General features: G+C 73.2%; 12 protein-coding genes. 4 read left to right on the forward strand and 8 right to left on the reverse strand.

Translation table 11 applies throughout. The annotated features are described in order from the left end of the window. The first annotated feature begins 1 nt into the window (after nucleotide 1). Nucleotides 2-1,006 (forward strand): AAA family ATPase, encoded by a 1,005-nt coding sequence (locus tag KZI27_RS13405; RefSeq protein WP_410004035.1) that lies wholly within the window; start codon nucleotides 2-4, stop codon nucleotides 1,004-1,006. Beyond that, nucleotides 1,006-2,427, forward strand: coding sequence for a DUF58 domain-containing protein (locus KZI27_RS13410; protein WP_222657993.1), 1,422 nt, complete (start codon nucleotides 1,006-1,008; stop codon nucleotides 2,425-2,427). The genes KZI27_RS13405 and KZI27_RS13410 overlap by 1 nt, the downstream gene beginning before the upstream one ends. A 12-nt stretch (nucleotides 2,428-2,439) precedes the next feature. On the opposite strand, the gene KZI27_RS13415 is transcribed toward KZI27_RS13410, so the two are convergent. Continuing rightward, the gene (locus tag KZI27_RS13415; RefSeq protein WP_222657994.1) at nucleotides 2,440-3,438 is read right to left on the reverse strand and encodes a stage II sporulation protein M; all 999 of its coding nucleotides are present in this window, start codon (nucleotides 3,436-3,438) and stop codon (nucleotides 2,440-2,442) included. A 42-nt stretch (nucleotides 3,439-3,480) separates the two neighbouring features. On the opposite strand from KZI27_RS13415, the gene KZI27_RS13420 reads away from it, so the two are divergent. After that, the gene (locus tag KZI27_RS13420) at nucleotides 3,481-4,350 is read left to right on the forward strand and encodes an RDD family protein (protein WP_222657995.1); all 870 of its coding nucleotides are present in this window, start codon (nucleotides 3,481-3,483) and stop codon (nucleotides 4,348-4,350) included. A 28-nt stretch (nucleotides 4,351-4,378) separates the two neighbouring features. On the opposite strand, the gene ahcY is transcribed toward KZI27_RS13420, so the two are convergent. Continuing rightward, nucleotides 4,379-5,857: an adenosylhomocysteinase gene (gene ahcY / locus KZI27_RS13425; RefSeq protein WP_222657996.1), complete on the reverse strand. Its 1,479-nt coding sequence runs from the start codon at nucleotides 5,855-5,857 to the stop codon at nucleotides 4,379-4,381. Nucleotides 5,858-5,963: 106 nt separating this feature from the next. Beyond that, entirely contained in the window at nucleotides 5,964-6,179 is a 216-nt protein-coding gene (locus KZI27_RS13430) for a DUF3499 family protein (protein ID WP_123313702.1), read from the reverse strand. 78 nt (nucleotides 6,180-6,257) lie between these two features. Here KZI27_RS13430 and KZI27_RS13435 point away from each other — a divergent pair, with 78 nt between their 5' ends. Beyond that, entirely contained in the window at nucleotides 6,258-6,698 is a 441-nt protein-coding gene (locus KZI27_RS13435) for a metallopeptidase family protein (RefSeq protein WP_111085978.1), read from the forward strand. A gap of 37 nt (nucleotides 6,699-6,735) precedes the next feature. On the opposite strand, the gene KZI27_RS13440 is transcribed toward KZI27_RS13435, so the two are convergent. The 5 genes from KZI27_RS13440 to manA all read right to left on the reverse strand — a co-directional run bounded on the left by KZI27_RS13440 (nucleotide 6,736) and on the right by manA (nucleotide 13,938). Then, nucleotides 6,736-8,139: a DUF5719 family protein gene (locus KZI27_RS13440; RefSeq protein ID WP_222657997.1), complete on the reverse strand. Its 1,404-nt coding sequence runs from the start codon at nucleotides 8,137-8,139 to the stop codon at nucleotides 6,736-6,738. Beyond that, complete coding sequence (locus KZI27_RS13445) at nucleotides 8,136-10,973, reverse strand: glycosyltransferase (protein ID WP_222657998.1); 2,838 nt, start codon at nucleotides 10,971-10,973, stop codon at nucleotides 8,136-8,138. The genes KZI27_RS13440 and KZI27_RS13445 overlap by 4 nt, the downstream gene beginning before the upstream one ends. A gap of 177 nt (nucleotides 10,974-11,150) precedes the next feature. After that, nucleotides 11,151-11,483, reverse strand: coding sequence for a WhiB family transcriptional regulator (locus KZI27_RS13450; protein ID WP_374114433.1), 333 nt, complete (start codon nucleotides 11,481-11,483; stop codon nucleotides 11,151-11,153). A 188-nt stretch (nucleotides 11,484-11,671) separates the two neighbouring features. Then, nucleotides 11,672-12,634: a UDP-glucose 4-epimerase GalE gene (gene galE, locus KZI27_RS13455; protein WP_222657999.1), complete on the reverse strand. Its 963-nt coding sequence runs from the start codon at nucleotides 12,632-12,634 to the stop codon at nucleotides 11,672-11,674. Between the two features lie 95 nt (nucleotides 12,635-12,729). Then, complete coding sequence (gene manA, locus KZI27_RS13460) at nucleotides 12,730-13,938, reverse strand: mannose-6-phosphate isomerase, class I (protein ID WP_222658000.1); 1,209 nt, start codon at nucleotides 13,936-13,938, stop codon at nucleotides 12,730-12,732. Between the last annotated feature and the right edge of the window lie 22 nt (nucleotides 13,939-13,960).

Consider the following 13,960-nt stretch of genomic DNA (forward strand, 5'->3'; position numbering starts at 1 on the left):
CCTGCCAGCAGCCCCCGACCAGCACGACCGACCCCGGCAGGACCCCGTCCCGGGCGACGCCGGCCTGCGCGACGCCTTCGGGCGCGTCCGGGCCGAGGTCGCCAAGGCCGTCGTCGGACAGGAGGGCGCGGTGTCCGGCATGATCGTCGGACTCCTGGCGCAGGGGCACGTGCTGCTCGAGGGCGTTCCCGGTGTCGCCAAGACCCTGCTCGTCCGCAGCCTGGCCGCCGCGATGTCCCTCGACACCAAGCGGATCCAGTTCACGCCGGACCTGATGCCCGGCGACGTCACCGGATCGCTCGTGTACGACGCCTCCACCGGGACGTTCCCGTTCCGCGAGGGCCCCGTCTTCACCAACGTGCTGCTCGCCGACGAGGTGAACCGCACGCCCCCGAAGACCCAGTCCGCCCTGCTCGAGGCCATGGAGGAGCGCCAGGTCAGCGTGGACGGCGACGCCCGGCTGCTGCCCGACCCGTTCTTCGTGGCCGCGACGATGAACCCGATCGAGTTCGAGGGCACGTACACGCTCCCCGAAGCGCAGCTCGACCGCTTCCTGATGAAGCTGACGCTCGACATCCCGCCGCGCGACGTGGAGTGGCAGGTCCTCCGCCGGCACGCCGACGGCTTCGTGCCGCGAGACGTCCGGTCGGCCGGCATCACCCCCGTGGTCGGCGTCGACGAGGTCCTCGCCGCGCAGCGCGCCGTCCGTGCCGTCGGTGCCCGCGACGACGTGCTGGCGTACATCGTCGACCTCGCCCGCGCCACCCGCCAGGCACCGTCCGTCCGGGTCGGGGTCAGCCCGCGCGGTGCGACGGCCCTGCTCGCCGCGGCGAAGGCCTGGGCGTGGCTCACCGGCTACGACGCCATCACGCCCGACCACGTGCAGGCGATGACCCTGCCGGTCTGGCGGCACCGGCTCCGGGTGGCCGCCGACGCCGAGCTCGAGGGCGTCGGCGCCGACGGGGTGCTCCAGCAGGTGCTCGAGCAGGTGCGGGTGCCGATCTAGTGGCGGTCTCCGGCCGGTTCGTCGCGCTGCTCGCCGTCGCGATCGTGCCCACCGTGCTGCTCGCCAGCGGGTGGGCCGGTCTGGCGTGGGTCGTGGTCGTGCTGATCGCCGCCGCCCTCGACGTCCTGCTCGCCGCCGACCTGACACGCGTGCGCGTCGAACGGCGCATGCCGCGACTGGCCCGGCGCGACAGCACCGCCGACGGCACGCTCGTCCTCGCGAACGACGGCGGGCGCGTGCTCCGGGGCATCGTCCGCGACATGTGGGAACCCTCCGCCGGGCACCGGCCGCGCCGGATCCGGATGACGGTCCCCGCGGGTGAACGACGGACGGCACGGATGCGGTTCACCCCGTTCCGCCGCGGACGCCGACGCACCGCCGGCGTCGCGGTCCGGGCCTTCGGTCCGCTCGGTCTCGCCGCTCGACAGCGGGTGGTGGCGGCTCCGGGTGAACTGGTCGTGACCCCGCCGTTCCGCTCGCGACGGCACCTGCCGTCGCGGTTGGCCCGGTTGCGCGAGCTCGACGGCGAGACCACCCTGCAGCTCCGCGGCCACGGCACCGAGTTCGACTCACTGCGCGACTACGTCCGGGGCGACGACGTCCGCTCGATCGACTGGCGGGCGACCGCCCGACGGCAGGACCTCGTGGTCCGCACCTGGCGCCCCGAGCGCGACCGCCGGGTCGTGGTCGTCGTCGACGCCGGACGTGCCGGAGCCGGCAGGGTCGCGGACGAACCACGCCTCGACACCTTCATCGAGTCCGCACTGCTCCTCGGCGCCCTGGCTGCGGCCGCCGGCGACCGGGTCGACCTGGCGGTCCTCGACGACAGCGTCCACGACCGCGTGCACGGTGCCACGCGCACCGACGTCGTCCAGCGGTTCGGCGAGGCCCTCGCGATGGCGGAACCCGGACTCGCCGCGACCGACTGGTCCGCGGTGCCGGCGCTCGTCGACTCGATCACGACGTCGCGAGCGCTCGTCGTCCTGGCGTCGAGCCTCGACTCGGTCGGTGCCTCCGGTGACCTGCTGGCGGTGCTGCCCCGGCTCACCCGGCGGCACGCCGTCGTGGTGACGAGCATCGAGGACCCGGCGGTGCAGCGGACCGCACGCGGCGGGGTGGACCCGGCCACGACGATCCGCACGGCGCGGGGCGGACGCGTGCCGGGCCTCTCCCCGCGGGCTCGGCCCGAACCCCGCTCCGCAGGCTCCGCGGGCTCCGGGTACCGGCCAGCGTGGGCCCACACCGGCGCGGAGCGCGACGTGTACCGACGGGCCGCCGCCGAACGCACGCTGCTCGATGCCGACGGCGTCGCCGACGTCGCACGACGGGCCGGCGCCGAGGTGGTCCGCGGCGCACCGGAGGACGTCCCGCCGCTCGTGGCGGACGCCTACCTGCGCGCGAAGGCCACGGGCCGGCTCTGACCCGACCCGCCGCTACCCGGCGACCAGCGCGGACGTGCCCCGCTCGAACTCGTCGAGGTCGCCTCGCTCCCCGGCGCGGTACGCACGACCGCCGAGCACCCACTGGTACGCGAGGACCGCGGCGAGCGCGACCGTCCCGATGCCGATCTTGAACGGCCACGGCCAGTCCTGGCGGGTGACGACGCCCTCGACCAGGCCGGAGAGCAGCAGGGTCAGCGTCAAGCCGACCGCGATCGTGATCAGCGCTCGGCCGTCCTCGGCGAGGGCCTGCGCGCGGGTGCGGTGCGGACCCGGCGCCACCCAGGACCAGAAGATCATCAGGCCCGCCCCGCCGGCGAGGAAGACCGAGTACAGCTCGAGCTGACCGTGCGGGGCGATGTAGAGGAAGAAGTCGGCCAGGCGACCCTGCGAGTGCATGATCGCGGCGGACACCCCGAGCCCGACGGCGTTCTGCATGATCGAGAACGGCACGAAGACGCCCGTGATCCCGAACGCGACCATGGTCGCCGCGATGTACGCGTTGTTCGTCCACACCTGCGCCGTGAACGCGCCGAGGCCGTGGTCGGAGTAGTAGTCGACGAAGTCCTGCGTGGCGTACCGGCGGAGCGCCTCCGGCGTGCCGAAGGTCGCCGTCGCCCCCGGCGTCGTCGTGATCCACACGGCCACGATCGCGCCGATCGCCACCGTCGCCAGCGCCACCCAGATCGTCACCCAGCGGATCCGGTACAGCGCAGCGGGCAGTTGCCGCGTGAAGAACAGGGCGACCGCGGTGAGCGGGTCGACCGGGGTGCCGGTGAAGCGCAGACGGGCGCGGTACAGCGTGAGGGACAACCGGTCCCCGGTCGCCGTGCGGGGCGCCGCACCGCGGATGCGGGCCAGGTCCGTCGCGGCGGCCTGGTAGCCGGAGACGAGCTCGTCGACGTCGGCACCGGTGGTGTGCCGGGCGCGCGCGAGGCGGTCGAGTTCCTGCCACCGGTCGCGGTGCACCTCGGCGTAGGCGTCCAGGTCCACGTGTTCCCCCTCGTGTCGGCCGACTTCCGACAGAATGATCCCATGTCGAAGCCCCGCACGCCGCGCGACCTCGCCGATGCCCGGTTCTCGCTCGCCCTCGACGAGACCGCCGACGAGCTCGTGGTCGGCGAGGCGGTCGCGCTCGACGTGCAGCCCGCCGGACTCGTGCTGCGGTTGGCGTCGGCCCTCCTCGACGGGGTGTGCCTGCTCGTCCTGTACCTGCTCCTGGCGTTCGGGGTGTCCCGGCTCTGGCCGAGCGGCGTCGACGACGCGTGGGGCGCCGCGCTGAGCATCACCCTGTTCGTCGCCGTGCTCGTGCTCGTGCCGGCCGCCGTCGAGACGGTGACCCGGGGCCGCAGCGTCGGGCGGTACGCGGTCGGCACCCGGGTCGTCCGCGTCGACGGCGGTGCCATCGGGTTCCGGCACGCGTTCACCCGCGCACTCGTCGGACTGTTCGAACTGTGGATGACGTTCGGGTCGGTGGCGCTGCTCGTCGCACTGTTCGGCAGTCGTCCACGGCGACTCGGGGACCTGCTCGCCGGCACCGTCGTGCAGCACGAGCGGCTGCCGAAGCAGCGCGACCCCCAGGTGGTGCTGCCGCCGGAGCTCGCGGCCTGGGCGACGGTCGCTGACGTCTCGGCGCTGCCGCAGCGGCTCGAGAACCGGCTCGGTGCGTTCTTCCGCGGAGCCGCCGTCATGCGCCCCGAGCTCCGGGAGTCCGCCGCCCGCGCGCTGGCCGCGGACGTCGCGGCCTTCGCCCACCCGGTGCCGCCGGTCCCCGCCGAGGTGTTCCTCGCCGGTGTCGTCGTGCTGCGGCGCGGGCGGGACGTGCAGGCGCTGCGCTCCCGCGTCGCGGTGCTCACCGCGGCGGGGGCGTCGGCGTCGGCGCGGCCGCCGGGCTTCCCGCGCTGAGGCGCGGCGCTGGCGCTGGCGCGACCGCTCAGTAGCGGTAGTGCTCCGGCTTGAACGGTCCCTCGACCGGGACGCCGATGTACGCCGCCTGCTCGGGACGCAGCTCCGTCAGCTCCACCCCGAGGGCGCCCAGGTGCAGGCGCGCGACCTTCTCGTCCAGGTGCTTCGGCAGCACGTAGACCCCGGTCGGGTACTCGTCACGACGGGTGTGCAGCTCGATCTGCGCCAGGACCTGGTTCGTGAACGAGTTGCTCATCACGAACGACGGGTGCCCGGTGGCGTTGCCGAGGTTCATGAGCCGCCCTTCGGACAGCACCAGGATCGACCGACCGGTCGGCAGGCGCCACTCGTGCACCTGCGGCTTGATCTCGACCTTCTCCGCACCGGGCAGGGACTCGAGGCCGGCCATGTCGATCTCGTTGTCGAAGTGCCCGACGTTGGCGACGATGGCCAGGTGCTTCAGCCCGAGCATCTCGTCGACGCCCACGACGCCGAGGTTGCCCGTGCAGGTGATGACCATGTCGACGGTGTCGACGACGTCGGCCAGTCGCGCCACCTGGTAGCCGTCCATCGCGGCCTGCAGCGCGCAGATCGGGTCGACCTCGCTGACGATGACGCGGGCGCCCTGGCCGCGCAGCGCCTCGGCCGCCCCCTTGCCGACGTCGCCGTAGCCGACGACGAACGCGACCTTGCCGCCCATCAGGACGTCGGTCGCCCGGTTCAGGCCGTCGGGCAGCGAGTGGCGGATGCCGTACTTGTTGTCGAACTTCGACTTCGTGACGGAGTCGTTGACGTTGATCGCCGGGAACCGCAGCTGCCCGTTCCGCGACAGCTCGTACAGGCGGTGCACGCCCGTGGTGGTCTCCTCGGTGACGCCCTCGATGTCCGCGGCGATGCGGGTCCAGCGGTCCGACGACGTCTCGAGCGACGCGTCGACGGTGTCGAGGACGATCTTCCACTCGGCGCTCGCGTCGGCACCGGCGACGGGAGCAGCACCAGCGGCTTCGGCGTCGGCACCGGTGTGCACGAGCATGGTGGCGTCACCGCCGTCGTCCAGGATCAGGTTCGGACCGGCCCAGTCCGCTCCGACGGCGGCGGCCTCGGCGGTCCAGTCGAAGATGCGGCTGGTGCACCACCAGTACTCCTCGAGCGTCTCGCCCTTCCACGCGAACACGGGGACGCCTGCTGGTGTGTCCGGCGTGCCGGTCGGCCCGACCGCGACGGCCGCGGCGGCTTCGTCCTGCGTGGAGAAGATGTTGCAGCTCGCCCAGCGCACCTGCGCGCCGAGGGCGACGAGCGTCTCGATCAGGACGGCGGTCTGCACCGTCATGTGCAGCGATCCGGCGATGCGCGCGCCGGCCAACGGCTGCGACGCACCGAACTCCTCGCGCAGGGCCATCAGGCCCGGCATCTCGTTCTCGGCGAGGCGGATCTGGTGGCGGCCCGCCTCGGCGAGCGAGAGGTCGGCGACGCGGTACGGTGCTGCGGTCTGGGCTTCGGTGGGCATGCCCATCAGTCTTCCATGCCGGGAGGCACGGGTCCCCAGCCGACGTCGGTCACGTCCCACGGGCCTCCCCTGCCACCACCGCCGATGCGTCGCGCAGGGCGAGCCGTCAGTCGGCCTCGCGCTGCAGCGGCTCGCGCCGCACCACCTGCCAGCCACGCGGGACGCGCAGACCGGCGGCGTGCCGGGCGCAGAGGTCGTAGCCGTGCGGTTCGACCCGCGTCGAGAGCGGCCCGACCACGACCATGGAGTCGCCGTAGTCGTACGTCAGGGTCGCCGAAGCGCTCGCGGCGCACGCGACCTTGCTGCAGATCCTCACGTCCATGTCGTCAGGGAGCCTAGCGGAGCGCGCACGGGCCACCGGAGCGACCGGGAGCGACGGCGGCACGCGTACGATGTGGGGATGCGTCGCAAGCCCCGCCTCGTCACCCCGGTCGACCGCGGTCGAGGACGGTCCCGGCACGGACGCGGCGGGCGGTCGAGCGTGACCGGTCCCGAGCTCGCGCCGATCACCACCCGCGCCGAGGCGTTCGACCGCATCGTCGGCGACAGCGCCCACTACCTGATCGGCCTGTGGCCGGACGAACTGGCGGGCGTGGTGTTCCAGGTGGCCGACATGCCGACCGACGCGACGCTGCCCGATGCGATGCCCCGGTGGCGGATCGACCGCGACACCCGCAGGGTCACCGTGTTCCGGATCCCCGTCGAGCGCGTGAACCGCAGCCCCGAGAAGGACGACGCCGACCGGCGGATCATCATCGAGACGGCCGTGTTCCGTGCCGTCGGTGAGCTGATCGGCAAGGACCCGTGGGACCTGGCGCCGGACCGCTACCGCCACTGGTGACGACCCGGCGCACGGCGGCGCCGGCCCGTCGTCACCGTCAGGGGTAGACCCGCACCGGCGTGGACACCTGGGTGGACGGACGGACCGGGAACCCGGCGATGCCGTCGTCCCCACGGTAGGTGACGCCGGCCACGACGCCCTCGGCCCCGGAGATCGAGAGCTGCTTCGCGGTCTGCACCGGCAGGGTCGCCGTCGCGCCCGACAGCACCTGGATGGTGCGCTTCTCGTCGCCGGAGCGGATCGTGATCGCACGGTCCTCGCGTGTGGGGTTCACGAAGTTCATGCGGACGCCCTCCCCCGGAGCCACCGCGGTGATGACCTCGTCACCCAGGGGCTCGGCCGAGGCGAACCATCCGAGGTCGCTGTTGCCGTCGGCCGTCGGTGAGGTCGTGCGGGCACCGGCGACGACGGGCTGCGTCGACGTGACGGTGAACGAGTACCGGCCGTCCGGGAAGTCGTCGAGCGCGACGTCGGTCACCACCCCGGGCTCGGCGGTGGCGTTCACGGTCGTACCGCCGCCGTCCGCCGTGGTGATGCCGAGCGTGACGCGTGCCGACTCCGTGCCCGGGACGAACAGCCGGACCACGGGGGCGGCGTCCGCGGTGTCGTCGCCGCGCTGTGCCTCCTCCGCACCGGCGAGCACGACGCCGGGGATGACCTGCGAGCGTGACGGCGCGGCGCCGCCGGAGACGATGTCGTAGCCGCCGGGGGTGAGCGTGCGGACGACGGTCTCCTGCATGTGGGCGACGATCTGCCCGCCGGAGGACGACACGTGCACGACGGTGGATCCCTGGTCGGACACGAAGCCGGACAGCGGGACGACCTTCTGGGTGTTCGGGGCGACGACGATGCCGGTCGTGCCGGGGGCGCTGACCGTGCCGGTGCCGTCGTAGATCGCCAGGTCGACGGTCGCGTTCACGTCGGTGGGGTTCGACAGCGTGACGAGGCTGGTGCGCCCGGTCTCGGTCGAGCCGCCGACGAGCCAGGTCGACTGCGTGGGGTCGTCGCACGACGCCGCCCCGGCACCGACCAGGTCGCCGCTGGAGACGCTCTGGTAGCTGCTGCCCGCGACCTGCGGTGTGGAGTCGCCCGCGGGGGCCGTGAGCAGCCGCGGGTCGCTGCCGCCGGTGGACGACGGGTCGAGCGAGGACCGCTCGACGGTCGAGCCGGTCGTCGCCGTGGCGACGGTGGCGGACCCGACCGTGCTCGCCTGGGTGGCGTCGTTGCCGGAGTCGTCGGACAGTCGCAGGGCGCTGCCGGCACAGACGCGCTCGGCGTCGGCGGGGACCGGCGTGACGGTCCGGCCGGCCGGGCGACCCGGTTCGGCCGCGGTGCCGTAGGCGTGCGCAGCGGTGACCGCGCCGGCGGCGACGACCACGGCGATCGCGGTCGCGGTACCGCGGACGACCCAGCGTCGGACGGAACCGGTGGTGGTGCTCATTCGTCGCGCTCCTCGTCGAAGGTGGTCGCGGGTTCCTCGGCCTCGATGACGTTCGAGGTGGCCCGGCGGCGACGCGGGGCCGTCGGCACGGCGAGCAGGGCGGCGGCGCCGAACACGACGCCGAGCACGACCAGGTACAGCACGTGCGTGGCACGGGCGGCGGCGGACCCGGTGGTGGTCCGGTCGACGTCGCCCTCGTAGTGGAACAGCTGCCCGTTCGTGGTCTCGCCGATGCTCGTGAAGAGCGCGTTCTGCCCGATCGCACCCGCGGCCCGGTCGTGCACGCTCTGCGCCTCGGGGTCGTCGCCGGCGTCGTCGAGCAGGACGAAGCTGATGCCGAGTTCCTGCAGCGCCGGCCGGGGGTCGTAGCCGCTGCGGCTCGCCAGGTTGCCGGCGAGCGTCGCGAGGCGGGCGCCGGACTCGCTCAGCCGGAGTGCGGTGGCGTCGAGGGTCGACTGGTCGTCGAGGGTGGCACCCTGACCGCGCTCGAGTGCGACGGCGAGCGAACCGTCGTCCTGCGGCACCACGACGAGCGTGCCGACGTCGGGGTTCGCCTGCGCCTCGGCGTTCACGTAGGCGCTGAGCACCCGGCCGGTGGTCGGCTGGATCGCGGCGTTGCCGAGGTAGAACGCGGCGAAGGCCGGGGCCACCGCGACGCCGGCGAGCACCGTCGCGACGAGTCCCGTCACCGGAGCGGCCTTCGGCAGCACGTCGATGCCGATGCAGGCCGCGACGACGATCGCGAGCCAGTACACCGACAGCCCGCTGCCGGGCCACACGATGGTGGTGGTCGACCCGACGCCGGTGACGGTCACGTGGGTGGCGGCGAACGCGGTGCCGAAGCCGAGCAGTGCGACGACGAGCGCCGAGCCGGCGACGGCCCAGCGGTGTCCGAGCATCGCGCCGATCGCGGCAGCGGCGATCGGCACGGCCAGGACGGCCATCACGATCGGCAGCCACGTGCCGACGGCGGCGAGCCCGGACGTGGCGGGCAGCCACCCACTCCAGTCCGGCAGCGGCTGACCGATCGCCAACTGCAGCGCGGACGGCGCACGGGTGGCCGACGGCACGCCGGGGTCGGCGAAGACCGCGAGGACGTTGCCGCGCGCGACCTGCGCGAGGACGAGCGGCAGGAAGAGCACTGCGGTCGGCACCGGGATGAAGGCCCGACGGTGGGCTCGGCGCCACCCGACGACGAGCGCGACCAGCCACCCGATCAGCAGGACCGGCAGCAGGGACGGCGCCGAGGCCGCCACGACCGCGAACAGCAGCGAGGCGCCGGACGCCCATGCCCACGAGCGGTGCGCCTCGAGCACGGCGACGAACAACCACGGCAGTACCAGGTGGGCGATGACGGCACCGAGGTGTCCGGTGGTGACCGCGCCGACGAGGGCCGGGGCGATGGCGTAGAGCGCGGCGCCGATGACCGGCACCCACTTGCGCGTCGTCACCTTGCGGACCGCGAACCAGGCACCGAGGGCGGACAGCGGGAACGCGACGAGCATCACGAGCACGACCGACGTGGACGGTGACCAGAACACGATCGAACCGAGCACCGCCAGCACGGCGGCGAAGGGGTCCGACGGACCGGTGAAGCCGGTGCCGAGGGAGTGCCAGCCGTAGCCGACGTTCTGCCAGAGCTGGCCGACGGTCGTGCTGAGGGGCAGCAGGCCGCCGCCGGTGAGCGCCGGCGAGCCGAGCAGGGGGTACAGCGTCACGACGCTCAGGACCGCCGCGGCCAGCACGACCCAGATCCCGCCGTCGCCGAGGAACGACGCCCGCGCGATCGGGGCGTCCTCGACGCGGGCGAGTTCGACGTCGCGCGAGGTGGTCCGGTGCTCGTGCACCCGACGCCAGCTGACCCGGAGCGGTTCGACGGCGGCCCAGCCGAGCTTCTTCGTGCGGGCGAGGTTCTTGCGCGCCCGACCGGTGCCGCCGCCGAACGCCACCGCGAACGCCGCGGCGAGCTCCGGGACGACCGCCGCGGGGTGCTTGGCGACGAGGTGGCCGATCGCCCGGCCGACGGCGAACGGGACGAGGGTGAGCCAGTGCAGCCAGAGCAGCCCGCCCGGCGCGTAGGTCATCCGGCGGTGGAGCTGTGCCTGCCGGTGCATGCGGACGCGGCGGGCCTCGGAGACGCGCTTGCGACCGAACTCCTCGATCGGACCGGCCGTGGCGACCTTCGCGCCGGGGACGACGGCCACGCGGTGCCCGGCCAGGCGGACGCGGACGCAGAAGTCGAGGGCGGCGTCGACGTCCGGCAGCGCCGGGTCGAAGCCGGACAGCTCGGTCCACACCGAACGGCGCACGAGCATGCCGCCGGCGGCGACCGCGAGCACGTCCGTGTGCCGGTCGTGCTGGCCCTGGTCGAGCTCGTCCTGCACGAGACCGATCGAGCGGCCGAAGCGCGTCATGCTCTCGCCGAACGCGCGGATCAGCGAGGGGTCGTCGTCGGACACGAGCTTCGGACCCGCCACGACGACGGACGGCGCGATCTCGACGGCGGAGAGCAGGTCCGCGAGCGCGGTCGGGGACGGTGCGTTGTCGTGCCCGAGCAGCCACAGCCATTCGTCGACGGGCTCGTCGACGACGGCGGGCGGCGCCTCGCGTTCGCCGCGCGCGACGGCCTCGCCGAAGGGGCGTCCGGCCGGCAGACGCAGCAGCTCGGCGGACCCGCCGAAGGAGAGCCCGGCAGTGGAGCCGTCGATCGACCCGACGTCGACGACCACCAGGTTCTCGGGGTGGCGGGTCTGGGCCGCGAGTGCGTCCAGGGTCCGGTCGAGGTGGGCCGCTCCGTTGGCGGCGACGAGGATCGCGGTGACTCTGGGCTGCATGACGGGCGTCACTCTACGGTCTGGAGGCACGGCGCCCGCTGCGGACGGCGGCGCGCCGTGAACCTGTGGGAACGTCAGTGCTGTGTGGAGGACGACTCGACGTGGCCGGCTTCCGGCGCCTTCGTCGCAGGCTCCTCAGGGGCGCAGTCGCACGGCGCTGGCGCGCCGTGACCGCGATTACGCCCGCTTGCGCAGCTTGCGACGCTCGCGCTCGGACAGACCGCCCCAGATGCCGAAGCGCTCGTCGTTCTCGAGCGCGTACTCGAGGCACTGCGCCCGGACCTCGCACGACGTGCAGATCTTCTTCGCTTCGCGCGTGGAGCCGCCCTTCTCGGGGAAGAACGCCTCCGGGTCGGTCTGTGCGCACAGCGAGTCGACCTGCCACGCGAGCGGGTTCTCCTCGTCGTCCGTCTCCGGCCGTCGAACACCCGGGACGCCGAGCGCCACGGGGTCGACGTGCCAGTCCTCCGGAACTCCGGCGTGGAAGTCGGAACCGTTCACCCTGATCACCCCTGACGTCTCGATAACGGGACCACAACGATTGAAGTCGTTGCCTGTAATTACAGCGGTGTCATTCGCCTGAGTCAAGTCGCGGATCATAGAAGGCAGTGACCGCTTCGGCGTGTCATGTCCCCCGTTTGGGCGTGTCGCGCCCGTTCTGTCGGGGTTCCGGGGGACAACTGACACGTCCTCAGCCGCTACGAGGCGCTGCGGCGGGCCTCCCACGCGCTCGTGACCATCTCGTCCAGCGTGTGTCGCATCGCCCAGTCCAGGTCCCGCGTCGCGGCCTCGCCGGTCGCCACGATGCGCGCCGGGTCGCCGGGGCGGCGCGGCGCGATCTCGGGCTCGAAGGCGATCCCGGTGCCCTTCGCCATGGCGTCCATGATCTGCCGGACGCTCACACCGTCGCCGCTGCCGAGGTTGTAGGCCTGCTCGAGCGGCTCCCCCGCCTCGAGCTTCTGCGCCGCGACGGCGTGCGAGTGTGCGAGGTCCGCGACGTGGATGTAGTCGCGGACGCAGGTGCCGTCCGGGGTCGCGTAGTCGTCGCCGTTGATCCGCGGGGTGCGACCGGCCAGCAGCGCGTCGAACACGAGCGGGAACAGGTTGTGCGGGCTGGCGTCGTACAGGTCGGGCTCGCCGGACCCGACGACGTTGAAGTACCGGAGCGAGGTCGTGGTGAAGCCGGCGGCGACCTCCATGTCGCGCAGCAGCCACTCGCCGATGAGCTTCGACTCGCCGTACGGGGACTCCGGCGCCTTCGGGGTGGACTCGACGACGACGTCGACGTCCGGGGTGCCGTACACCGCGGCACTCGACGAGAAGACGGCCTTCGTGACGCCGTTCTCGGCCATCGCGCGGAGCAGCGTCGCCATGCCGGTGACGTTCTGCTCGTAGGTGTGCAGCGGGCGCTCGACCGAGACGCCGGCGTACTTGAAGCCCGCGACGTGCACCACACCGGTGACGTCGTGCTCCCGCAGGGTGCGGACGACGAGGTCGCCGTCCAGGATCGTGCCCTCGACGAACGGCACGTCGTCCGGCACGAACGCGCGGAAGCCGCTCGAGAGGTCGTCGAACGCGACCGTGTCGATGCCGGCCGAGCGCAGTGCTCGGACGACGTGGGACCCGATGTACCCGGCACCGCCGGTGACCAGCCAACTCATGGTCGCCACGCTAGCGGACGAACGAGACGCCCCGGGGCCGGTGTGCGGGACCGCGCCAGGGCGTGCGGCTCCACGCCGGGCCCCGGCCCGTGCCCCTAGTGGCCGGTCGCGATGAACACCGTCGACGTGACGCCGTTCGACGAGTCGGCCTCCACCGTGACGTCGCCCTCGTCCGGCGTGATGAAGCAGGACTCGCCCTTGCGGAGCAGCGTCGCGGACGTCGCGCCGACGAGCGTCACGACGCCCTCGGTGCAGATGGCGATCGACGGGCCGGACAGCGGAGCGACCCCGCCGGTGCTCAGCCCGACCGGTCGTCCGTCCCCGTCGACGCGCAGGAGCGCGAAGCCGACACCCTCGGGGGCGAAGCGGTCCACGCCGGGGGCCAGTCGCTCGGGCTCGAGGACCGGTGCCGGGTACGCCGTGAAGTCGAGCACCTGCAGGAGCTCGGGCACGTCGACGTGCTTCGGCGTCAGCCCGCCGCGCAGCACGTTGTCGGACGGTGCCATCAGCTCGATGCCGAGTCCGTCGAGGTAGGCGTGGATGTTGCCGGCAGGCAGGTACATGGCCTGCCCCGCGGTGAGGGTCACCCGGTGCATGAGCAGGGAGACGACGATGCCGGGGTCGCCGGGCCAGCTGGTCGCCAGGTCGCGGACCGTGGCCGTGTTCGGGGTGAGGAGGTCGTCGTCGAGGGCGACGGCGAGGTCGCTCGCCGCCTGCACCACGGCGAGCGCGGAGTCGTCGGCGGTCTCGAGCCAGCGGACGGTGTCCTCGAGCCCGTGCACCAGGTGCACCTCGAGCGGACCGAGCCGACCGCTGCCGGCGTCGAGCACGCGGACCTCGGCCAGGGTCTCCTCGACCGGACGGAAGCCGCTCAGTGCCTCGAACCGCTCGCTCAGGGCGACGACGAGCTCGGGCTTCGGGAACGGGTCCTTGTAGTTGCGCGCCGGGTCGTCGATCGCGATGCCCTCGCGTTCCTCACGCGCGAAGCCGGCCTCGGCCTGCTCCGGGGTCGGGTGCGCCTGCAACGACAGGGGCGCGGCCGCTGCGAGCACCTTCAGCAGGAACGGCAGACCGGTGCGGTCGTCACCCAGGGCGTCCTGCGGCTCGGCGGCGATCCAGTCGAGCAGGGTGTCGGCACCGCCGACCATCGCCGGGTTGACGACCACGCTCGGGCTGCCCGGGTGCGCACCGAGCCAGAGCTCTGCCTGCGGGGCGCCGGTGACGGTGCGACCGAGGAGCTCGGGGATCGCCGTGACCGAACCCCAGGCGTAGTCGCGGGGGGTGTTCGTGATGCCGAGGAACATGGGCGAGAGCCTACCGGCGGGA

The sequence above is a fragment of the Curtobacterium sp. TC1 genome (assembly GCF_019844075.1).
Lineage (GTDB): Bacteria > Actinomycetota > Actinomycetes > Actinomycetales > Microbacteriaceae > Curtobacterium.

Bases quoted from the DNA above. Each gene is read 5' to 3' on its own strand.
- ahcY (WP_222657996.1), bottom strand. From the start codon at position 5,857: ATGCCCACCGAAGCCCAGACCGCAGCACCGTACCGCGTCGCCGACCTC.
- KZI27_RS13440 (WP_222657997.1), bottom strand. From the start codon at position 8,139: ATGAGCACCACCACCGGTTCCGTCCGACGCTGGGTCGTCCGCGGTACC.
- galE (WP_222657999.1), bottom strand. From the start codon at position 12,634: ATGAGTTGGCTGGTCACCGGCGGTGCCGGGTACATCGGGTCCCACGTC.
- KZI27_RS13420 (WP_222657995.1), top strand. From the start codon at position 3,481: ATGTCGAAGCCCCGCACGCCGCGCGACCTCGCCGATGCCCGGTTCTCG.
- KZI27_RS13430 (WP_123313702.1), bottom strand. From the start codon at position 6,179: ATGGACGTGAGGATCTGCAGCAAGGTCGCGTGCGCCGCGAGCGCTTCG.
- KZI27_RS13435 (WP_111085978.1), top strand. From the start codon at position 6,258: ATGCGTCGCAAGCCCCGCCTCGTCACCCCGGTCGACCGCGGTCGAGGA.
- manA (WP_222658000.1), bottom strand. From the start codon at position 13,938: ATGTTCCTCGGCATCACGAACACCCCCCGCGACTACGCCTGGGGTTCG.
- KZI27_RS13445 (WP_222657998.1), bottom strand. From the start codon at position 10,973: ATGCAGCCCAGAGTCACCGCGATCCTCGTCGCCGCCAACGGAGCGGCC.